The sequence below is a fragment of the Haladaptatus paucihalophilus DX253 genome (assembly GCF_000376445.1).
Lineage (GTDB): Archaea > Halobacteriota > Halobacteria > Halobacteriales > Haladaptataceae > Haladaptatus > Haladaptatus paucihalophilus.
The window spans coordinates 1,262,954-1,283,466 of the sequence record NZ_AQXI01000001.1 but is presented as its reverse complement, the minus strand read 5'-3'; the positions used below and the strand labels follow the sequence as shown (position 1 = coordinate 1,283,466).

Below are 20,513 nucleotides of genomic sequence, written 5' to 3'. Positions count from 1 at the left end.
TTCGGATCCGAATTCAGCGCTCGCGTTTCGCCTCCCGTCCCAGTTCGGCCTCGACGGCTTCGACCTTCTCGCGTGCGCGCTGGTCGCGGGCACGCTTATCGTCTATTTTAAGCACCGTACTCACGCGGTCGCCGTCAACGGCTTCGTGGGCGGCCTGTGCCGCCGCGAACAGTTCGTCCGTCGAATCGGCTTCGATAACGGTGCCCATCGGATTCGTCTCGTAGGAGACGTCGAAGTCGTCCAGCGCGGCCACCGCCTTTGAGACTTCGCTCGCCATGCTTCCCTCGATGACCGGTGCGACCGACAGCAGTGCGATTACCGTCATATGTCACGCGTCGGCTTCGATGCTCCTGTACGTGTGGGTTGCGCACCGAATGTATCCAGTTCCGCGTATTTGACCCGCTCGTTCCGGTCGTTCAGTCTTCGGACGGTACTTCCTTCCGACCCGACACCCGATTGGGAACGAGGCGGAACTGGTAGAACTCCACCTCCGAGGGCGGCTGTTCGAAGATATCCACGAGCGGAATCTTCACGCCCCACATTTGCTGGACGGCGGCCGAATCGTACGGCAAGTCGGCCACCTCTTCGAGTCGGCCGGTCGCGACGACGCTTCGATACCCCTCGTCCGTCTCCTCGTACGTGACGAACGACATGGGTCGGTCGATCCAATCCGTCTTTTCGCTGCTCGGCGGCACGGCGAGACGGAAGTAGAAATCGCCCGTCTCCCCGTAGTAGCCGTACGACACCGGCAGTGAGAACGGCGACTTCTCGTCCGCCGTCGAAAACGAAATGACGCCCGTTCCGCCGATTCCGAGGAAGTCGTTCAGCTCTTCGTCCGTCATCTGCACCCACCGAAGCCCCTGCATGCGAATCCGTACGACTCGATGGTAGAAAACGACTCGGCTGGATTTTCGCAGATAAGGTGGATGATGTTGCCCCGTCGCGCCGTGGAGAGAATTCGTTCGCGCGAAATGGCAGTCGCTTACGGGGTTGTGTCAGTGAAAAGTGGCGCTGGCTGGGATTGTGAACCGGGGCAAGACGGTCCGAGATGCTCACTCCCCTTCGGTCGTTGCGCTTCCGGGCGTGCGACTTGCAGGGTTCAAATCCACAGAACGACTTTCGCACGCAGTCGAGCGAGAGGAACACCTCTCGCTCGACGTATTGTGCTCGGTAAAAGTGCGCTGGCTGGGATTTGAACCCAGGTTGTGACCATGGCAAGGTCACGTGATACCACTACACTACCAGCGCGTTTCGTTCGTCGCCTGTTGCGACATTACAACCTTGCCACGGGTAGGTATAAATGCGTTACGCAAGCGAGGTGATAGGGTCGTCTCGGTCACACGATTTCGACGCGATAGGTCGTGCTTGACCGTGGGCAACACGATTCGGTGTCGATGCGCCGCTTGCGCGACAGCAGTGGCTTGGAGAAGTGAGTCCGGTAAAAGTGCGCTGGCTGGGATTGTAAACGACGTCCAGACGGTCCTGCTCACTTCGTTCGCGGGCGTGCGCCTGGTCTCATTCAAATCCAGGAACGATTTCATCGCTCGCGTTTTGACGAGCACACGCTACGCGGTGCTCGTCGATTTGCTCCCGATAGAAATGCGCTGGCTGGGATTTGAACCCAGGTTGTGACCATGGCAAGGTCACGTGATACCACTACACTACCAGCGCAGGGTTGCTTGCACTTCTCCGTATTCCCGACTACTGTATAAGACTTGCGAGTCGGTGTGCCGTTCGTGTGAAACTCACTCTCACACATCTCTTGATTCCGATGATTTGGGGCGTGTGAATACGTCACGCGCCCAAATACGAAGCGGCACTCTTTTAACCGTCACTACGAAAACTTCGCTACAGTCTAGTGATGAGGCGTCGAAGCGTAACGGTATGACCGTCAGCATACTCGTACCATCGTCCCTCGTCCGGGAAGCCGAAGACAAACGCGAGGCAACTCGCAAAATCGGCTACGTCGCCCGCGCGGCGACCGTATTCCGGGCGGACCGCTTGGTCGTCTTCCCCGACGGGGAAGGCGAACGCAAGTGGGGCGCTGGATTCGTCGAAACCATACTGAAGTACGCCGCCACACCGCCCTACCTTCGAAAGGAGGTATTCGGAAGGCGGGACGAATTGGAGTACGCGGGCATCCTACCGCCGCTCCGCGCCACATCACAGACCGGCTCCGAATCGGAGGGTTCGGGGTCGTTAAGACAGGGAATCGTGACCGAGGTCGGACCTGAAGGGCGCGTTCGGGTCAATTGCGGACTGCAACACCCGATCTCACTCGTCGTTCCGTCGCAAATGACGGTCGGCGAGGGAGAACGCGTTACCGTCAGGATCTCTTCGAGAAGACCGGTCCGTGCGAAGCTCGTGGACGCCCCCGTTCCGGGGCTCACAGTGACGCGCATGGACCTCTCGGCGGCCCTCGACCGCGACGATGCTGGCGTCAGAATCGCCACATCGCGTTACGGAGAACCGCTCTCCGTCGGACGGCTTGAAGAAGTCGTCACGCGAACGAACCGCGACGGAATGACCGTCGCGTTCGGTTCGCCGGGTCGAGGACTGCCGGAGATATTCGGGGTCCCCCCCGAAGGTATCTCCGCGGTCGAATCCGGCGTACCAGCCCGGTTCGACCTCTGGCTGAATACGGTTCCGAACCAAGGCAGCGAGGTCATACGAACTGAAGAAGCGATGTTCGCCTCCCTCGCAAGCCTTACCCTCAACATCGAGTGATACGATGCCAGAAACAAGCAGACCACGCAAAGGTTCGCTGGGCTTCGGCCCCCGTAAGCGCGCGACGAGCGAAGTTCCGCGCTTCAACTCGTGGCCCGACAGTGACGGTCAGCCGTCGCTGCAGGGATTCGCGGGTTACAAGGCTGGAATGACCCACGTGGTGATGGTCAACGACGAGGCAAACTCCCCCCGAGAAGGGATGGAGGAGACCGTGCCGGTCACCATCGTCGAAACGCCCCCGATGCGGGCCGTCGCTCTTCGAGCCTACGAAGACACGCCGTACGGGAAGAAACCAATGACGGAAGTGTGGGGTTCGGAGTTCCACGACGAACTCGACCGCACGCTCAACGTTCCGGAGAACCACGACGCCGACGCCGCGGAGGACGAACTCCGCGCGGCCATCGAGGCAGGCGACGTGGCTGACCTCCGGGTCATCACACACACCGTTCCCAGCGACCTCAAGAACGTGCCGAAGAAACGACCGGACGTCATGGAAACGCGAGTCGGCGGCGGCTCCATCTCGGACCGCGCCGATTTCGCCCTCGAACTACTCGAAGACGGCGGGGAACACGACATCACAGACGTGTTCCGCGCGGGCGAGTACCTCGATACCAGTGGCGTCACGAAAGGAAAAGGAACGCAGGGTCCCGTCAAGCGATGGGGCGTCCAGAAGCGGAAGGGCAAACACGCCCGCCAAGGCTGGAGACGCCGCATCGGTAACCTCGGCCCGTGGAATCCGTCGCGCGTTCGCTCGACGGTTCCGCAGCTGGGTCAGACCGGGTACCACCAGCGTACCGAACTCAACAAGCGTCTCATCTCCCTCGGCGACGACGACGAGGCCTCCGTCGACGGTGGCTTCGTCAACTACGGCGAGGTGGATGGTCCGTACGCGCTGATCAAGGGTTCGGTGCCGGGCCCGAACAAGCGCCTCGTGCGCTTCCGCCCTGCCGTTCGACCGACCGACCAACCGCGCCTCGACCCCGAGGTGCGCTACGTAAGTACGGAGTCCAACCAGGGATAATCCATGCAGGCAACAGTACGTGACCTGAACGGCGAGGACGCTGATACGGTCGACCTGCCGGACGTGTTCGACACGACCGTCCGCACCGACCTCATCAAGCGTGCCGTGCTCGCCGCACAGGCAAACCGGAAACAGGACTACGGTACCGACCCCCACGCCGGGATGCGTACGTCCGCCGAGTCGCCGGGAAGTGGCCGCGGTATGGCCCACATCCCGCGAACGAACGGCCGGGCCGCTCGTGTGCCCAGCGCCGTCGGTGGCCGACCCGCACACCCGCCGAAAGCGGAGAAAGACCGCTCCCTCTCCATCAACAAGAAGGAGCGCAAACTCGCAGTCCGCAGCGCCATCGCGGCGACCGCGGACGCGGAACTCGTCGCGGAGCGCGGACACGACTTCGACGAGGAGACGGAACTCCCCCTCGTCGTGAGCGACGACTTCGAAGACCTCGTGAAGACGCAAGAGGTCGTCTCCTTCCTCGAAGCGGTCGGCATCGACGCCGACATCGAACGCGCGGAGGAGAACAAGAAGGTTCGCGCCGGACGCGGGAAGACCCGTGGCCGCAAGTACAAGACGCCGAAGTCGATTCTGTTCGTCACCAGCGAGGAACCGTCGCGCGCAGCGCGGAACCTCGCCGGTGCCGACGTCGCGACGGCGCGTGAGGTCAACGCGGAAGACCTCGCCCCCGGGACGCAGGCAGGACGACTGACCGTCTGGACCGAGAGCGCACTCGAAGAGGTGGCAGACCGATGAGCGTCGTCGAATATCCGTGGGTTACGGAGAAAGCGATGAACGAGATGGACTTCGACAACAAGCTCCAGTTCATCGTCTCGCTCGACGCGACGAAGCCGGAAATCCGCGACGAGATCGAGGACCGCTACGATGTCACCATCGAGAAGATCAACACCCAAGTCACAATGAACGGGAACAAGAAGGCGACCGTCTCGTTGTCGGACGACGACGACGCACAGGACGTCGCCTCCCGAATCGGGGTGTTCTGATAATGGGACGCAGGATTCAGGGACAGCGACGTGGCCGCGGTGGACCGACCTTCCGCGCACCGTCGCACCGATACAAGGCAGAACTGAGCCACAAGAACGCCGAAGACAGCGATCTGGTCACGGGAACGGTCGTCGGTATCGAACACGACCCCGCCCGCAGTGCACCGGTCGCGGCCATCGAGTTCGAGGACGGCGAGCAGCGTCTCGTCCTCGCACCCGAAGGCGTCGGCGTCGGAGAGGAAATTCAGGTCGGCGTTTCCGCCGAAATCAAGCCGGGCAACACGCTCCCGCTCGCCGAAATCCCGGAAGGGGTTCCGGTGTGCAACGTCGAGCGCCAGCCCGGAGACGGCGGCAAGTTCGCCCGCGCATCCGGCGTCGGCGCAAACCTCATCACGCACGACCGAGAGGCCGCCATCGTCGAACTCCCGAGCGGCGAAGTCCGACGACTTTCGCCCCAGTGCCGTGCCACCATCGGCGTCGTCGCCGGTGGCGGACGGACGGAGAAGCCGATGGTCAAGGCCGGTAACAAGTATCACAAAATGAAAGCGCGCGGCACGAAGTGGCCGAACGTGCGTGGTGTGGCGATGAACGCCGTGGACCACCCGTTCGGTGGCGGTGGCCGCCAGCACCCCGGACGCCCGAAGAGTGTCTCCCGAGACGCTCCGCCGGGACGAAAGGTCGGAGACATCGCGTCCAAGCGAACCGGACGTGGAGGTAACAAATGAGCGGAAGCGATTATCGAACAGGACGCGAGGGTGAGTTCACCTATCGCGGCTACGATCTCGACGAACTGCAGGACATGAGTCTTGAGGAAGTCGCGGAACTGCTGCCCGCACGAATGCGGCGAAGCATCCTTCGCGGGTTGACCGTCGAGCAGGAGAAACTGCTCGAAAAGGCCCGGAACACGACGGCACAAGAATCGGCGAACAGCCCGATTCGGACGCACCTGCGCGACATGCCGGTGCTCCCATCGTTCGTCGAAAAGACGTTCGCCGTCTACAACGGCAGCGACTTCGAGCGCGTGCGAATCGAGCCGGAGATGTTGGGACACTACCTCGGTGAGTTCCAGCTGACCCGTACCTCCGTCGAACACGGGCAAGCGGGAATCGGTGCGACCCGCTCCTCGAAGTTCGTGCCACTCAAATAAACCATGGGAATCAGCTACAGCGTCGATGCCGACCCGGAGACAACCGCCAAGGGGATGCTCCGAGATCGGCACATGAGCCACAAGCACAGCAAGGCGATTGCCCGCGAGATAAAGGGCAAGACCGCCGGGGACGCGAAAGCGTACCTCCAGCAGGTCGTGAACGAAGAGCGGTCGGTGCCGTTTAAGCAGCACAACAGCGGCGTCGGCCACCGTTCGGACATCGACGGCTGGGACGCGGGTCGCTACCCCGAGAAGGCGAGCAAGGCGTTCATCGAACTCATCGATAACGTCACCGCGAACGCGGACGCCCAAGGGTTCGACGGCGAATCGATGGAGATCATGCACGTCGCCGCCCACAAGGTCGGCGAAGTGCAGGGACGAAAACCCCGTGCGTTCGGCCGCGCATCCGCGTGGAACACGCCCGAGGTCGACGTCGAACTCATCCTTGAGGAGGTCGACAACTAATGGCAGACGAACATCAGTTCATCGAAGACGGGCTTCAGCGCTCGCAGATAGACGAGTTCTTCGCGGAAGAACTCGGCCGAGCGGGCTACGGCGGCATGGACGTCGCCAAGACGCCGATGGGGACCCAGATCGTCCTCAAGGCCGAAAAGCCCGGTATGGTCATCGGAAAGGGCGGGAAGAACATCCGGAAGATCACCCGAGAACTCGGTGAGCGGTTCAACCTCGACGACCCGCAGATCGACGTTCAAGAGGTCGACGAACCGGACCTGAACGCTCGTATCGTCGCGGATCGACTCGCCAACGCGCTCGAACGCGGATGGTACTTCCGCAAGGCGGGTCACACGACCATCGACCGAATCATGGACTCCGGCGCACTCGGCGCCGAAATCGTCCTCTCCGGGAAGGTCACTGGTGCACGCTCGCGCGTTGAGAAGTTCAACCGCGGCTACATCAAGCACAACGGCGAACCCGCCCAGACCATCGTGGACCACGGGCAGGGCGTCGCGGTGATGAAACTCGGCACCATCGGTGTCGACGTAAAGATCATCCCGCCGGGAGCGGACCTGCCGGACGACTTCCAGATCGAAGAGGGTGCGAACCCCGAAGAACTCGTTCCCGATGCCGTCGAGGCCAACGAGGCCGCCGACCTCATCGAGGAACCGAGCGAGGACGAACTCGAAGAACTTCGCGCCGACGAGGCCGAGGAATCGCCGGAACCCGGCGAGGCCGACGTCGACGAAGAGGTCGTCGAGGAAGTCATCGAGGACGAGTCCGAAGCTGACGCCGACGAATCCGAACCCGAGTCCGTCGAGGAAGAACTCGACGAACTCGAAGAGGAAGTCGAGGCGGAAGCCGAGGAACTCCTCGAAGAAATGGAAAGCGAGGAGCAGGGCTCCTCGGAAAGTTCGAGCGGTGACGAACCGCGAGAAGACGAAGAGACGGACGAGGAGGCTGAAGAATAATGGCTATTCTTCACACCTCGGAAATCCGCGATATGACGCCCGCAGAGCGCGAATCCGAACTCGAAGAACTCGAGACGGAACTGCTCAACGCGAAGGCCGTCAAAGCCGCGGGTGGTGCGCCGGAGAACCCCGGCCGCATCAAGGAACTCCGTCGAACAATCGCTCGAATCAAGACGATTCAGCAAGAAGAAGGCGACCTCGAATAAGATGCCACTGACACCCGAGACGCTCACGAAACACGAACTCGTCGGCCTGCACGTGCGGGTCGTTTCGGCGGCGAATCCGTCCCTCGAAGCCATCGAAGGGCGGGTCGTTTCCGAGACGATGCGTACGCTTACCGTCGAGTCCGCGTCTCGGTCGTGGCAGGTACCGAAGCAGGGCACGACGTTCGAATTCGAACTCACAAATGAAGCCGCCGCACCCTGTAAAGGGGCGGGGACCGCGTCCGAACTGCCAGCGGAAACTGCCGGAGGTCGCTCCGGTCAGTCTGGTGGTGTCTCCGGGAGTCATCCGGGGACTCGTCGGCATTCCGACGACGGCGAGGGCGTGGCTTACGTTACGGTGGATGGCACGAATTTGCTCTCACGACCCGCATTGCGTACCGAAACTGGAGGTAATTCGAAATGGCGTTAGGATTGAATGTATCAGAACCGGAGGGGACCTGCTCCCACGAGGACTGCCCGTTCCACGGATCGCTTTCCGTGCGCGGACAGATCATCGAGGGCGAAGTCGCCTCCACTGACATGGACAAAACCGTTGTCGTCGAGCGAGAGTACGACGTTACAGTGCCGAAATACGATCGGCAGATGAAGCGTCGCTCCCGCGTTCCGGCTCACGCGCCGGAGTGCATGACGCTCGAAGTTGGCGACACGGTTCGTATCGCAGAAACCCGACCGCTCTCGAAGACGAAATCACACGTCGTCGTCGAGAACCTGACCGAGGAGGGTGACGACTGATGGAAGCACTGAAGGCTGACGTGACCCAGGGCGTCGAGAAAGGCTCCCTGCTCAACTGTGCCGACAACACCGGCGCACGAGAACTGAAGGTCATCAGCGTTTCCGGCTACCACGGCACGAAGAGCCGCCACCCCAAGGCGGGTATCGGTGACAAGATCACCGTGTCCGTCACGAAGGGGACGCCGGAGATGCGCCGTCAGGTGCTCGAAGCTGTCATCGTTCGACAGCGCAAATCCATCCGTCGCCCCGACGGCACGCGTGTCAAATTCGAAGACAACGCGGCCGTCGTCATCGACGACGTGGAAGAGCCGCGAGGGACCGAAATCAAGGGTCCCATCGCGCAGGAAGTCGCAGAGCGGTTCGGAAGTATCGCAAGCACAGCTACGATGATAGTATGACTCGACAACCACGCAAACAGCGAAACCAGACCGAACGCGCACCGCTCCACGAGCGGCACAAGCAGGTCAAAGCCACGTTGTCGGACGACCTCCGCGAGGAGTTCGACCAGCGCAGCGTCCGCGTCAACGCGGGCGACACGGTCGAAGTCATGCGCGGCGATTTCGCCGGTGAAGAAGGCGAAGTCACCTCCGTCGACCTGAAGAAGGCAGTCGTCTTCGTCGAGGACGTTACCCTCGAAAAGGCCGACGGTGAGGACGTCCCGCGACCGCTCGAAGCGAGCAACGTCCGCGTGACCGACCTCGACCTGTCCGATGACCGCCGTGAGGCGCGTCTGGAAGGTGATTCCGAATGAGCAACCATCAGAAACGACTCTCCGTTCCGAAATCCTGGCCGGTCGAGCGAAAGACCGCCACGTTCACCGTGAAGGCCGGTGCCGGTCCGCACGGTCGTGACGGCGTTCCGCTCCTCATCATCATGCGGGACGTACTGGGCTACGCGGCATCGAAGAAGGAAGCCCGCTACGCGCTCAACCAGGATGCCGTTCTCGTGAACGGACAATCAGTGAGTGACGAACAGCGACCCATCGGTATGTTCGACATCCTCGCGTTCACCGAACGCGAAGAGTACTACCGCGTCTTCCCCGACGAGGGCGGTCGCCTCGCGCTGACCCCCATCGACGAGGATGCGGCGGACGGCCGACTGGCGAAAATCGAGGACAAGACGAACGTCCCCGGTGGCGAAACGCAACTCAATCTCCACGACGGCAGCAACCTTCGTGTCGAGTCCGATTCGGACTACAACACGAAAGACTCCATCGTCCTCGGGAACGAGGACAAGGACATCCTCGCACACTTCCCGTACGAGGAAGGCTGTCTCGTCACCGCCGTTCGCGGGCAGCACGCCGGCGAAATCGGCGAAGTCACCGACATCACGGTGACGCCCGGCAGCGGTTCGAACACCGTCGCCGTCGAAGGCGACGACACCGCGTTCGAAACCGTCGAGGAGTACCTCGTCGTCATCGACGAGAACTTCACGGGTGATGACGAATGAGCGAAGCCGAATTCCACGAGATGCGAGAGCCGAAAGTGGAGAAGGTCGTCGTCCACATGGGCGTCGGCGAAGGTGGTCGCGAACTCGCCAACGCCGAGGAGATCCTCGAAGACGTGACGGAACAACAGAGCGTCCGCACGTTGGCGAAGTCCACGCTCCCCGACTTCGGCATCCGTCAGGGTGACCCCATCGGTGCGAAGGTGACGCTCCGTGGCGAGGACGCACACGACTTCCTCGAAACGGCGCTCCCGCTCGTCAGCCTCTCGTCGAACCAGTTCGACGACACTGGCAACTTCAGCTTCGGTATCGACGAGCACACCGAGTTCCCGAGTCAGGAGTACGACCCGAACGTCGGAATCTACGGGCTTGACGTCACCGTCAACCTCGTTCGACCGGGCTACCGCGTCGCCAAGCGCGACAAGGTCACCCGCAAGATTCCGTCGAACCACCGTCTGACGGCCGAGGACGCGCTCGCGTTCCTGCAGGCCAACTTCGACGTTGAGGTGGATGAATGAGCGAAAGTGAGAACGACTCGACCGGCGAGCATTCGACCAAGCGCACTGGCCAACTCGAAACGTGCCAACGATGTGGTCGAAAGCAGGGACTGGTCGGAAAGTACGATATCAATCTGTGTCGCCAGTGCTTCCGCGAAATCGCACGCGACATGGGATTCAGGAAGTACCGATAACTATGGCAGGAAACGACCCCCTCAGCAACGCACTCTCCGGCGTGGACAACGCCGAAGGTGTCGGTCATCTGTCCCACACGGTACAGCCCGCCTCGAACGAGATCGGCAGCGTGCTCGAGGTCTTCTACGACCACGGGTACATCGACGGCTTCGACTTCGTCGACGACGGTAAAGCCGGTCGCTTCGAGATCGAACTAAAAGGCGCTATCAACGAATGTGGCGCGGTCAAGCCCCGCTATTCGGTGGGCAAAGACGACTTCGAGAAGTGGGAGAAGCGGTTCCTCCCCGCCCGAGACTACGGGGCACTCGTCGTCACGACCAGCCACGGCGTCATGAGCCACTACGAGGCCCGCGAGAAGGGAATCGGTGGCCAAGTCATCGCATACGTCTACTAGAATCATGCCACGAGTAGAAATAGAAATCCCGGACGAGGTGTCCGCCGATGTGGACCACCTCGACGTGACCATCGAAGGGCCGGAAGGGTCCGTCACGCGACGGCTCTGGTACCCGGACGTGAGTGTCACTGTCGAGGACGACGCAGTGGTCGTAGAGAGCGACGCCACCGACGCCAAAACGAAGGCGACGATGGGCACGTTCGAGAGCCACGTGCGAAACATGATCCACGGCGTCAGCGAGGAGTGGGAGTACAAGATGGAAGTCTTCTACTCTCACTTCCCGATGCAGGTACGTTCCGAGGGCGACGAAGTCGTCATCGAGAACTTCCTCGGTGAGAAAGCGCCGCGACGAACGGGTGTCCACGGGGACACCGTCGTCGAGGTCAACGACGAGGAACTGTTCCTGCGCGGCCCGAGCATCGAGGATGTCGGCCAGACCGCCGCAGACATCGAACAACTCACCCGCGTGTCGGGCAAAGACACGCGCGTATTCCAAGACGGCGTTTACATTACGGAAAAGCCGTCCACGGGAGGTGCCTGATAGATGGCAGACGAACCAGAAGGAATCGAAGATATCAGCGGTGTCGGCGAGAGCAAGGCCGAGTCGCTCCGTGAGGCAGGCTACGAGTCCGTCGAGGACATCAAGGCGGCCAGTCAGGACGACCTCTCGGAAGTCGACGGCATCGGCAACGCGCTCGCTGCCCGTATCAAGGCGGACGTCGGTGGCCTCGAAGTCGAAGAGGAGACCGAAGCCGAGATCGAAGAGGAAGAACCGGAGGCCGAGGAAGAACCGGCCGAAGACGTCGAAACCGAACTGCAGCCGCGCGGGCTGACCGAGAAGACGCCCGAACTCGACGACGAGGAAGCGCGACTTCTCGAACAGCGACGACGCGTCGGCAAACCGCAGTTCAATCGACAGGACTACCACAAGAAAAAGCGCACGCCGGAATCGTGGCGCAAGCCCCGCGGAAACCTCAGCAAGCAGCGCCGAGGTATCAAGGGCAAGGGCGACATGGTTCAGGCTGGCTACCGCACGCCGAAGTCCGTTCGGGGCAAGCACCCGAGCGGCTTCGAGGAAGTTCGCGTTCACAACGTCGACGACCTCGACGGCGTGGACGGCGACGTCGAAGCGGTCCGAATCGCCTCGAAAGTCGGCGCTCGCAAGCGCGAGCGTATCGAGGAAGTCGCTGAAGAAGAAGGCATTCGCGTTCTCAATCCGACCTACGTCGAAGTGGAGGTAGAAGAATGAGTGACCTGAGTGCACAGAAGCGACTCGCCGCAGACGTACTCGACGTCGGAAAGAACCGCGTTTGGTTCGACCCCGACGCGCAGGGTGCCATCGCGGACGCGATCACCCGCGAGGACATCCGCGAACTCGTCGACGACGGGTCGATTCAGTCGAAGGACGCAAAGAGCAACTCCCGCGGTCGTGCCCGTGAGCGCAACGAGAAGCGCGCCTACGGTCACCGAACCGGCCCCGGCACCCGCAAGGGGAAGAAGGGCGGCCGCAAGGACTCGAAAGAGGAGTGGACGAACCAAATTCGCGCACAGCGACGCAAACTACGCGAACTCCGTGCCGAGGGCGAAATCACGCGGACGCAGTACCGCGCCCTATACGATAAGGCCAAAGGCGGGGAGTTCCGTAGCGTGCAATACCTGCTGAACTACATAGAGAACAACTACTAACAATGGCAACTGGACCACGATACAAGGTGCCGATGCGCCGCCGCCGTGAGGTCCGGACTGACTACCATCAAAGGTTGCGCCTGCTGAAATCGGGCAAGCCACGTCTGGTCGCTCGGAAGAGCAATCAGCATGTCAGGGCACAGCTGGTCACGATGGGTCCCGACGGCGACAACACAGTTGCGAGTGCGTACTCCGGCGATCTGGAGGAGTACGGCTGGGAAGCCCCCACGGGCAACCTCCCCAGCGCGTACCTCACCGGATATCTGCTCGGCAAACGCGCACTCGACGCTGACTACGAGGAGGCAGTCCTCGACATCGGTCTGAACACGGCGACGCCCGGCAGCAAGGCGTTCGCAGTACAGGAAGGTGCAATCGACGCTGGCCTCGACATCCCGCACAACGAAAGCGTGATGGCGGACTGGTCGCGCAACCGCGGCGAGCACATCGCCGACTACGCTGAACAGCTGGACGAGCCGCTGTACAGCGGGGATTTCGACGCCACAGAACTACCCGAGCACTTCGACGAAGTGCTCTCGAACCTGCAGGAGGACGAATAATATGAGTAACAGAAACGGCTGGCAACCCCAGACCCGTCTCGGCCGCAAGGTCGCCGAGGGCGACATCGAGACGATGGAGGAAGCGCTGAACTCCGGGCTTCCGCTCAAGGAACCGGAGCTCGTCGACCAGCTCCTCCCCGGCCTCGAAGACGAAGTGCTGGACATCAACATGGTCCAGCGCATGACCGACTCCGGTCGGCGGGTGAAGTTCCGCTGCGTCTGTGCTATCGGCAACCGCGACGGCTTCGTCGGCTACGCGGAAGGCCGAGACGATCAGGTCGGTGGTGCCATCCAGAAGGCTATCGACATCGCAAAGCTGAACATCATCGACGTTCCCCGCGGCGCAGGGTCGTGGGAGGACCGAAGCGACCGACCGCACTCGCTCACCCACCGGACGACCGGCAAGGCGGGCAGTGTGGAAGTCGAACTCATCCCGGCACCCGCCGGACTGGGACTTGCGGCGACCGACACCGTCCGCAAAATCCTCGAACTCGCGGGCGTCGAGAACGCGTGGACGAAGAGCCACGGCAACACGCGAACGACTCTCAACCTCGCCAAGGCGACGTACAACGCGCTGGAGAACGCCTCCCAGGCGCGCGGCCCGCGGGCCCGTCCCGACGAGGAACCGGAGGTGGCTGACTGATGGAAGCAGTCGTCCAGATTCGCGGCGAGGTCAACATGGACCAGGACGTCCGTGACACCCTCTCGATGCTCAACATCCACAAGGTGAACCACTGTGCGCTGGTCCCGGAATCCGAGACCTACCGCGGCATGATCACCAAGGTCAACGACTTCGTTGCCCACGGGGAACCCGACCAGGACGTTCTGGAGACGGTTCTCTCGAAGCGAGCACAGCCGCTCGAAGGCAGCGACGACGTGGACGACGAGTGGATCGCAGAGAACACCGACTACGACGACATTGCCGACCTCGCGGGCGCGCTCCTCGACGACGAGACGACGCTCCGCGAGCAGGGCCTGACGCCGGTCCTCCGACTTCACCCACCGCGCGGTGGACACGAGGGCATCAAACACCCCACGAAAGAGGGTGGCCAGCTCGGCAAACACACGACCGAGGAGATCAGCACGCTCCTCGAGGCGATGCGATAACCATGACGAGCAAGAAACGACGACAGCGTGGCTCGCGGACGCACGGGGGCGGAACCCACAAGAACCGTCGCGGTGCCGGTCACCGCGGTGGTCGCGGACGCGCAGGTCGCGCCAAACACGAGTTCCACAACTACGAACCGCTCGGAAAGCACGGGTTCTCCCGACCCGAAGACGCACAGGAGACGGTGCTCACCGTGTCCGTGCAGAAACTCGACGAAGACGCCGCGCTCTACGCGGCCGAGGGAGTCGCCGAGGAGACCGACGACGGCTACCAGCTCGACGCACGCGATGTCGTCGACGACGGCTGGGACGTCGACGCCGTGAAGGTGCTCGGCGACGGGCAGGTTCGCAACAGCCTCGACATCACCGCGGACGCCTTCTCGGCGAGCGCGGTCGAACTCATCGAGGAAGCCGGTGGCGACGCCGTGCTGAGCGAGCGAGCCGAAGAAGAGGAATTCGGCGGCAGCGACGACGAAGACGACGCGGAATAATCCCGTTCGTCGGCCGTATTTTTTGCGACGTCGTTTCGGTCAGTGGCGACGCTCCGTGCGGTGTCGCGTTCGCTCATCTCGGTGTGGGCGACATGTCGAACCACGGCGCTGACACGCCGACGAGCAAAAACGTGAGACCGGATTCTGTAGGTGTCTCCGTACTTTATGGTATCCATCTTCGTCGGTGACGCGAGTCGAAGGAGATACATGTAGGGAGCTTCGAATTGATGTTGAACATGGGTTGGAAAGAGACTGCTGAACCAGTCCTCACACGGATGCCTGCCGTCCAGCGCCCGGAGGGTCACATACCCTTCAAGCGCAAGCTAATGTGGACGGGAGGCGTGTTGCTGCTGTATTTCTTCCTGACGAACGTCTACCTCTACGGAGCGGACCAAAGTGCTGATATCTTCGGCAACTTCCGGTCGCTCCTCGCCGGTGGACAGGGAACCGTCCTACACCTCGGTATCGGACCGATAGTCACCGCGAGCATCGTCTTGCAGTTGCTCGGCGGTGCCGACCTGTTGGGACTGGACACCAGCGACCCCCGCGACCAGGTGCTCTATCAGGGCCTCCAGAAGCTGCTGGTCGTCGTGATGATCTGTCTCACCGGTCTCCCGATGGTCTTCGTCGGCGGCTTCCTTCCGGCCAACGAAGCCGTCGCACAGAACCTCGGTATCGGTACGTTTGGCGTCCAGTGGCTCATCTTCGCCCAGATCTTCGTCGGTGCGATTCTCGTCCTGTTCATGGACGAAATCGTCAGCAAGTGGGGCGTCGGGAGCGGTATCGGGCTGTTCATCGTCGCCGGTGTCAGCCAGCGCCTCATCGGGGGTCTCATCTCGCCGCAGGGCATCGGCTCTACCGTCGGTGTCATTCCGCAGTGGATCAGCATCATCACCGGAAGCGCACAAAACGTCCCGTCCCTGCTCACGTCGGGCGGGATTCAGTACATGCTGTTCGGCGGCGGCCAACTGCTTGCCCTCGCCACGACGATACTCATCTTCGTCATCGTCGTGTACGCGGAGAGCGTGCGGGTCGAGATTCCGCTGAGCCACGCACGGGTGAAAGGTGCCCGTGGTCGCTTCCCCGTGAAGCTCATCTACGCGAGCGTCCTGCCGATGATCCTCGTCCGCGCCCTGCAGGCGAACATCCAGTTCCTCGGGCGCATCCTGAACAGCCAGCTCGGGGGTCTACCGGCGTGGCTCGGCACGTACAACCAGTACGGCAGTCCCACCGGTGGATTGTTCTACTACTTCGCGCCCATCCACAGACCGCAGGATTGGATGTGGTGGGCGGGCGGCGCTGGCGGTCACGCGGCGTGGGAGGTCCTGCTCCGCGTCGCCATCGACCTCGGCTTCATGGTTGTCGGCGGGGCCATCTTCGCCATCTTCTGGGTGGAGACGGCCGACATGGGTCCCGAATCGACCGCGAAACAGATTCAGAACTCCGGGATGCAGATTCCCGGCTTCCGCCAGAACACCGGCGTCATCGAGAAGGTGATGGAGCGGTACATCCCGCAAGTCACCGTCCTCGGCGGCGCGCTGGTCGGCCTGCTGGCCGTCATGGCGAACATGCTCGGAACCATCGGTGGCACCTCCGGGACGTCGCTGCTGCTCGCCGTCTCCATCACGTACAAGCTGTACGAGGAGATCGCAGAGGAGCAGCTGATGGAGATGCACCCGATGATGCGCGAGATGTTCGGCGGATAGAACGAACCTCCTTCTCGACGTATTGTGCGACCGTGACGCGGTATTTTACGTCGCGTCGGCGATTAGGCGAGTGAATGCGAATCACTCGACGCCACTGCTGTAGAACGGTCACATTCTTGCGGAACGTCTTCCGAGGTTTCGGTTCGTCTCCGCGGAATCATCCGCTCTCTCGGTTCGCGTCACTTGTTTCCGCTCCGCTCTCGTCTTCGGAGGTGGAAATGGGCGATAAGTGTCGTCTCTCTGATTTGGGTGCGGAGACACCGCTCCTGTACATCGACATCTGTTTCGAACGTCGGAGAACGAGATTAGCGGCGAAGACGTCGAATGAAACGGGAGAGCGACGGTGCAACCCACTCTCTGACGGTGTTCGACTGAACATCGGCATCCTTCGTGCTTGCCTCGGTAGTCGTCACCTCGGCCGTCGAAGTCGATTGTTGAGTGGCCGCCATTATAACAGGTTTCCGCTGCCACCAATATAAAGCTTTCAATCGTTCAGCCATTCGGGACGAACGCCGCGTCAGTCGTTCGCCCCGTTGGATGCACGATCTCGAACGTGGTCGTAGACGACGTACGTGATGGCGACCATCACGCCCCCCATCAGTAGATGGTCCATCGTATCGAGGGTCGATATCTCACTCGCTAAGACGGAGCCGACGACGAAATAGAGGAGGCTGAAAAATATGCACATCTTACAGTTGAACAGTCGCGTGTGGTCCAACTCGATTTCGTTGTCGTTGTTCCGAACCCACCCGGGAACTTTCTTGTTTATTTCACGCTTCGCGTCCTCTACGGACGTCTCTTCGCTAATCTCGTTTCTGAGGTACTCGGCGCTCGGACCGCTCGCGATACTCGTTCGGTGGTACGCGAGAACCGCGTAGAGAAATGCAGCCGCCAGAAACGCGAGACAGAGAACCGTGTACTCGTTTACGAAGAGGCCGAGCTTTAGCCCGCTATTCGATGGTTTTGCGCTGATCCGCGCGACGACGAGGATCGCACCCGAGTAGAGCGTGAAGATGACGCCGAGTAATCGGATGAGATTGGCCGCTTTCTCGTTCTGTTGTTGGCTCTCCCGTTTGCGGCGTCCGAGAATATTCATGTTCTCGGTATAGACGAACCCGACGAGCGTCTCTTCGTCGGCGTCGCGTGCCCCCTTCGAATCGGGGGAGCCTGTCGTCGGTGCCGTTTCAACGGATTCTTCCGCCATCCTTCGTTCGAGACTCAGAGTGAATCATAAAAAAGAAGTCGAATTTGTGGTTCGATACTCGATTTCCGATTCCATAGTCTCGTCTTCGGAGGTGGAACCCTCACCGGTGTTGGAAATCGCGGAAGCTTCTTCATTCGTGGCCGAAATGCATGAAACATGGATTCGGAGGCCGCGTTTCGCACACGTCTTCGCGCCGCGATAGCGGGCGTCGTCTCGTCGCACGAAACGCGGTTCGAAACGCCGTGTGAGGAGTTGCCCGACGGCGGACTCCTCGTTCCCGCTTCGGAACGCGACGGTATCGTCCTCGAAACCACCGCGGCGGACGTGGATCCGCATTCACCGGCCGCCATCCGGCGCGGAAAGCGGCGCGCTCGGGAACACGGCACGTTCGCGTTCGTGACTGCCAATGAAACCGACGCGTTCCTGTTCCGCGGTGCCGAAACCGACGCTGACACCCCCGCTCCGAACTTCGACCGACGGTGGTACGATTTGCGGTCCTCGACGCTTGCGGAGTTCGGCGAGCGGGTCCTCGACGACGCGGTTGCGCTACGGGACGACGACGAGTCGCCGACCCGATACGAGGAGTTCGTCGTCGGTCGCCTCCGGAGTTTTCACGCCAGTCTTTACCCGCGGTACGAGTCGTCCATCCGCGACGCGTTCGCGGAGGACGATCGATTTCGCGATTCGTTGGTCTCGTGGGCGCGCGAGAACGGTTATCCGGTCGCGGAGCCGGACGTGGAGCGGACGGTTCGTATCGCCGCTCGACTGTCCGCGTATCTGGCGATGGCTCGGCTCGTGTTCGCCGAACGCCGCCGGGAGGGCGATTCCGACGAACCGGGAGCAATCGGCGCGCTGTTCGCGGGACGAACGGACGTCGGACTGGACGGTACCGAACTCTTCGACGCGGTTCCGACCGACGCGGAGACGAACGAGCGGTTGCGTGCGTTCGCGGACAGCATCGAGCGGGAACCGCTTTCGGAGGTCGATATCGACATCGCCGGGTGGGTGTACGAGCGACTCATCCCGGACGACGAACGGACGCGACTCGGCCAGTTCTACACGCCGGACGAAATCGGCCGCCTGCTCTCCCGGTGGGCCATTCGCTCCCCCGACGACCGCGTTCTCGACCCGGCGAGCGGTACCGGGTCACTTACCGTCCACGCCTACGACCGGTTGGACGAGTTGGGGACGCGTTCGCACTGGGACCCGCTCGAACGTTTGACCGCGGTAGACGTGGACGGATTCTCGCTCCGACTGCTGGCGTTGAACCTCGCGTCCCGGGGCGGTCACGACCCGGCGAACGGCCCCTTCGCGGCCGACCGTTTCGCGTACCACCGCGATTTCTTCGATCTCGACCCGGATACCGTCGGAAGATTCGACGCGACGGTTGCGAACCCGCCCTACGTTCGACAGGAGTGCCTCGCCGCTGACCGCGAGCACTTCCGCGAACACCTCGCGGATTTCGGTCCGGGGTCGGACGGCATCTACGCCGACGGCGAGAAGGAAATCGACGGGCGAAGCGACCTGTACTGTTACTTCCTGACACACGCCACGGGGTTCCTCCGCGAGGGCGCTCGACTGGCGTGGGTGGTCCCGACGAAATGGATGGTCGCGGATTACGGTCCCTCGCTGCAGCGGTTCCTCTACGACCACTACACGGTCGAAGCCGTGGTCGGCTTTCGAAACCGTCTGTTCGACGACGCGCTCGTCGATACGGTGTTGTTGCTGTTGGAGCGGACGGACGACGAGGCGGTGCGACGGGCGACGGAGACGAACTTCGTCCGCATCAACGAGCGGATGGACTCGGACGACATCCTCGACGTCATCGACCGAACGTACGACATCGATGACGGCGATCACCTGACGATTCGGGGGGAATCGAGCCATCGGGTGGTCGCCGTGCGCCAGTCGCATCTGGCGGACCACCTCGGCGAGAAACTCCACCGGTACATCACCGCTCCCGCGCTTCACACCGCCGTCGTGGAACACGACGCGACCGTCCCGCTATCCGAGGTCGCAACGATAACGCGCGGGAAGAAGACCGGCGCGAACCCGATTTTCGTCCTCGATGCGGACGACGTTCGCTCCCGAGACGTCGAGGAGCGGTTTCTCCGCCCGGCCATCAAGAGCGTACGGGAGATAGACGGCTACGAATACACGACGGACGACGCGGAGAAATGGATGCTCGACGTGGCCGACTACGTGGAGCGTGTCCTGTCGGACGCGGGCGGGGACGTGGATTCGGACACGGACGCGGACGACCGCGCAGCCTTCGTCACGTCGGCGCTCGAACGGGACGGTTACAGCGGCATTTCGTCGTACCTCCGGTGGGCGGAAACCCACCCCTCTCGGACGAACGCGTCGCTCGCCAGCAACGACCCGTGGTTCGACATGGGTTCGCTGGACTCGAAAACCGCACCCATCGTCTGCCCGCAAGCGATGGATACGCGCCGGTTTTTCGCCCGTACAGACGGGGAGGTCGTCGCCAGTAATCGGTTTCTGCTCGTCCGGCCGCGGACCGTCGATTCGACGCTCCTGCTCGGCCTGTTGAACGCCAGCCTCACGAAAATCGTCGTCGAGAGCCACGGCAGGGTCACCGGCGGCGGCGCGGTCAACCTCTCCAGTTCCGACCTTCGGACCCTGCGCGTCGTGGACCCGTCGTCGCTGACGGACGAACAGCGGACGGCGGTTCGGGACGGATTCGAATCGTTGGTCGCGGGCGACGGAGACGGGCAAAACGCCATCGACGGCGCGGTCATCGACGTCCTCGACCTCGACCTCGACCTCGGTGTGGATGAACTGCAGGAGGTCGCCCGGACGCTGAAGCGAATCCGCCGGACGAAGGGACGCGAGGTCGAGTCGCCCGTTCGGAAACTGGACGCGCTGGAGGACCGCATCGAGATGGGTCTGGGAGAGTGACTGCTTTCGGATTCAGTCGTGCTGATTTATACGCC

29 protein-coding genes and 2 tRNA genes are annotated in these 20,513 nt (G+C 62.1%); 26 read left to right on the top strand and 5 right to left on the bottom strand.

Annotation, left to right across the window (positions count from 1 at the left end):
* Positions 1-13: 13 nt before the first annotated feature.
* From B208_RS0107230 to B208_RS0107215, 4 genes are all read right to left on the bottom strand, one after another.
* Positions 14-325, bottom strand: coding sequence for an MTH1187 family thiamine-binding protein (locus tag B208_RS0107230; protein ID WP_007983516.1), 312 nt, complete (start codon positions 323-325; stop codon positions 14-16).
* A 91-nt stretch (positions 326-416) separates the two neighbouring features.
* Positions 417-866, bottom strand: coding sequence for a pyridoxamine 5'-phosphate oxidase family protein (locus B208_RS0107225; protein ID WP_007983514.1), 450 nt, complete (start codon positions 864-866; stop codon positions 417-419).
* A gap of 311 nt (positions 867-1,177) precedes the next feature.
* Positions 1,178-1,248: transfer RNA gene (locus B208_RS0107220), tRNA-Gly, on the bottom strand.
* A 352-nt stretch (positions 1,249-1,600) separates the two neighbouring features.
* A tRNA-Gly gene (locus B208_RS0107215) sits at positions 1,601-1,671 on the bottom strand.
* 213 nt (positions 1,672-1,884) lie between these two features.
* Between B208_RS0107215 and B208_RS0107210 the strand changes: the two genes are divergently transcribed.
* From B208_RS0107210 to secY, 25 genes are all read left to right on the top strand, one after another.
* Positions 1,885-2,727, top strand: coding sequence for a putative RNA uridine N3 methyltransferase (locus tag B208_RS0107210; protein ID WP_007983512.1), 843 nt, complete (start codon positions 1,885-1,887; stop codon positions 2,725-2,727).
* Positions 2,728-2,731: 4 nt separating this feature from the next.
* Positions 2,732-3,748: a 50S ribosomal protein L3 gene (locus B208_RS0107205; RefSeq protein ID WP_007983511.1), complete on the top strand. Its 1,017-nt coding sequence runs from the start codon at positions 2,732-2,734 to the stop codon at positions 3,746-3,748.
* A gap of 3 nt (positions 3,749-3,751) precedes the next feature.
* Positions 3,752-4,498, top strand: a complete 747-nt coding sequence (rpl4p, locus tag B208_RS0107200) for a 50S ribosomal protein L4 (protein WP_007983508.1) — start codon at positions 3,752-3,754, stop codon at positions 4,496-4,498.
* Positions 4,495-4,746 carry a 50S ribosomal protein L23 gene (locus B208_RS0107195; protein ID WP_007983507.1) on the top strand — a complete coding sequence of 84 codons (252 nt, stop codon included), beginning with the start codon at positions 4,495-4,497 and terminating at the stop codon, positions 4,744-4,746. The genes rpl4p and B208_RS0107195 overlap by 4 nt, the downstream gene beginning before the upstream one ends.
* Before the next feature lie 2 nt (positions 4,747-4,748).
* Positions 4,749-5,471, top strand: a complete 723-nt coding sequence (locus B208_RS0107190; RefSeq protein WP_007983505.1) for a 50S ribosomal protein L2 — start codon at positions 4,749-4,751, stop codon at positions 5,469-5,471.
* Positions 5,468-5,893 carry a 30S ribosomal protein S19 gene (locus tag B208_RS0107185; protein WP_007983503.1) on the top strand — a complete coding sequence of 142 codons (426 nt, stop codon included), beginning with the start codon at positions 5,468-5,470 and terminating at the stop codon, positions 5,891-5,893. Before B208_RS0107190 ends, B208_RS0107185 begins: the two co-directional genes overlap by 4 nt.
* 3 nt (positions 5,894-5,896) lie before the next feature.
* Positions 5,897-6,358, top strand: a complete 462-nt coding sequence (locus B208_RS0107180) for a 50S ribosomal protein L22 (RefSeq protein WP_007983500.1) — start codon at positions 5,897-5,899, stop codon at positions 6,356-6,358.
* A complete protein-coding gene (locus tag B208_RS0107175) occupies positions 6,358-7,320 on the top strand; it encodes a 30S ribosomal protein S3 (RefSeq protein WP_007983499.1) in 963 nt (320 codons plus the stop codon). Before B208_RS0107180 ends, B208_RS0107175 begins: the two co-directional genes overlap by 1 nt.
* Positions 7,320-7,526: a 50S ribosomal protein L29 gene (gene rpmC / locus B208_RS0107170; protein ID WP_007983497.1), complete on the top strand. Its 207-nt coding sequence runs from the start codon at positions 7,320-7,322 to the stop codon at positions 7,524-7,526. Before B208_RS0107175 ends, rpmC begins: the two co-directional genes overlap by 1 nt.
* A 1-nt stretch (position 7,527) precedes the next feature.
* Positions 7,528-7,953: a ribonuclease P protein component 1 gene (locus B208_RS0107165; RefSeq protein ID WP_007983495.1), complete on the top strand. Its 426-nt coding sequence runs from the start codon at positions 7,528-7,530 to the stop codon at positions 7,951-7,953.
* Entirely contained in the window at positions 7,944-8,276 is a 333-nt protein-coding gene (locus tag B208_RS0107160) for a 30S ribosomal protein S17 (protein ID WP_007983493.1), read from the top strand. Before B208_RS0107165 ends, B208_RS0107160 begins: the two co-directional genes overlap by 10 nt.
* Positions 8,276-8,674, top strand: a complete 399-nt coding sequence (locus tag B208_RS0107155) for a 50S ribosomal protein L14 (RefSeq protein ID WP_007983491.1) — start codon at positions 8,276-8,278, stop codon at positions 8,672-8,674. The genes B208_RS0107160 and B208_RS0107155 overlap by 1 nt, the downstream gene beginning before the upstream one ends.
* Positions 8,671-9,027, top strand: a complete 357-nt coding sequence (gene rplX, locus B208_RS0107150; protein ID WP_007983489.1) for a 50S ribosomal protein L24 — start codon at positions 8,671-8,673, stop codon at positions 9,025-9,027. Before B208_RS0107155 ends, rplX begins: the two co-directional genes overlap by 4 nt.
* Complete coding sequence (locus B208_RS0107145; RefSeq protein ID WP_007983488.1) at positions 9,024-9,725, top strand: 30S ribosomal protein S4e; 702 nt, start codon at positions 9,024-9,026, stop codon at positions 9,723-9,725. Before rplX ends, B208_RS0107145 begins: the two co-directional genes overlap by 4 nt.
* Positions 9,722-10,240: a 50S ribosomal protein L5 gene (locus tag B208_RS0107140; RefSeq protein WP_007983486.1), complete on the top strand. Its 519-nt coding sequence runs from the start codon at positions 9,722-9,724 to the stop codon at positions 10,238-10,240. Before B208_RS0107145 ends, B208_RS0107140 begins: the two co-directional genes overlap by 4 nt.
* Positions 10,237-10,413, top strand: a complete 177-nt coding sequence (locus B208_RS0107135; protein WP_007983484.1) for a 30S ribosomal protein S14 — start codon at positions 10,237-10,239, stop codon at positions 10,411-10,413. The genes B208_RS0107140 and B208_RS0107135 overlap by 4 nt, the downstream gene beginning before the upstream one ends.
* A 2-nt stretch (positions 10,414-10,415) precedes the next feature.
* The gene (locus B208_RS0107130; protein ID WP_007983482.1) at positions 10,416-10,808 is read left to right on the top strand and encodes a 30S ribosomal protein S8; all 393 of its coding nucleotides are present in this window, start codon (positions 10,416-10,418) and stop codon (positions 10,806-10,808) included.
* A gap of 4 nt (positions 10,809-10,812) precedes the next feature.
* On the top strand, positions 10,813-11,349 hold the full coding sequence (locus tag B208_RS0107125; protein WP_007983481.1) for a 50S ribosomal protein L6: 537 nt from the start codon (positions 10,813-10,815) through the stop codon (positions 11,347-11,349).
* 3 nt (positions 11,350-11,352) lie between these two features.
* Positions 11,353-12,057 (top strand): 50S ribosomal protein L32e, encoded by a 705-nt coding sequence (locus tag B208_RS0107120; protein ID WP_007983479.1) that lies wholly within the window; start codon positions 11,353-11,355, stop codon positions 12,055-12,057.
* The gene (locus B208_RS0107115) at positions 12,054-12,494 is read left to right on the top strand and encodes a 50S ribosomal protein L19e (RefSeq protein ID WP_007983477.1); all 441 of its coding nucleotides are present in this window, start codon (positions 12,054-12,056) and stop codon (positions 12,492-12,494) included. The genes B208_RS0107120 and B208_RS0107115 overlap by 4 nt, the downstream gene beginning before the upstream one ends.
* A 2-nt stretch (positions 12,495-12,496) precedes the next feature.
* Positions 12,497-13,051, top strand: a complete 555-nt coding sequence (locus B208_RS0107110; protein ID WP_018128790.1) for a 50S ribosomal protein L18 — start codon at positions 12,497-12,499, stop codon at positions 13,049-13,051.
* Between the two features lies 1 nt (position 13,052).
* Positions 13,053-13,694 (top strand): 30S ribosomal protein S5, encoded by a 642-nt coding sequence (locus B208_RS0107105; RefSeq protein ID WP_007983473.1) that lies wholly within the window; start codon positions 13,053-13,055, stop codon positions 13,692-13,694.
* On the top strand, positions 13,694-14,158 hold the full coding sequence (rpmD, locus tag B208_RS0107100) for a 50S ribosomal protein L30 (RefSeq protein WP_007983471.1): 465 nt from the start codon (positions 13,694-13,696) through the stop codon (positions 14,156-14,158). Before B208_RS0107105 ends, rpmD begins: the two co-directional genes overlap by 1 nt.
* 2 nt (positions 14,159-14,160) lie before the next feature.
* A complete protein-coding gene (locus B208_RS0107095; RefSeq protein WP_007983470.1) occupies positions 14,161-14,649 on the top strand; it encodes an uL15m family ribosomal protein in 489 nt (162 codons plus the stop codon).
* A gap of 236 nt (positions 14,650-14,885) precedes the next feature.
* On the top strand, positions 14,886-16,355 hold the full coding sequence (gene secY, locus B208_RS0107090; protein ID WP_026177771.1) for a preprotein translocase subunit SecY: 1,470 nt from the start codon (positions 14,886-14,888) through the stop codon (positions 16,353-16,355).
* 517 nt (positions 16,356-16,872) lie between these two features.
* Here secY and B208_RS0107085 read toward each other — a convergent pair.
* The gene (locus tag B208_RS0107085; RefSeq protein ID WP_007983465.1) at positions 16,873-17,559 is read right to left on the bottom strand and encodes a hypothetical protein; all 687 of its coding nucleotides are present in this window, start codon (positions 17,557-17,559) and stop codon (positions 16,873-16,875) included.
* A 156-nt stretch (positions 17,560-17,715) separates the two neighbouring features.
* On the opposite strand from B208_RS0107085, the gene B208_RS0107080 reads away from it, so the two are divergent.
* Complete coding sequence (locus tag B208_RS0107080) at positions 17,716-20,478, top strand: N-6 DNA methylase (protein ID WP_007983463.1); 2,763 nt, start codon at positions 17,716-17,718, stop codon at positions 20,476-20,478.
* Positions 20,479-20,513 lie beyond the last annotated feature (35 nt).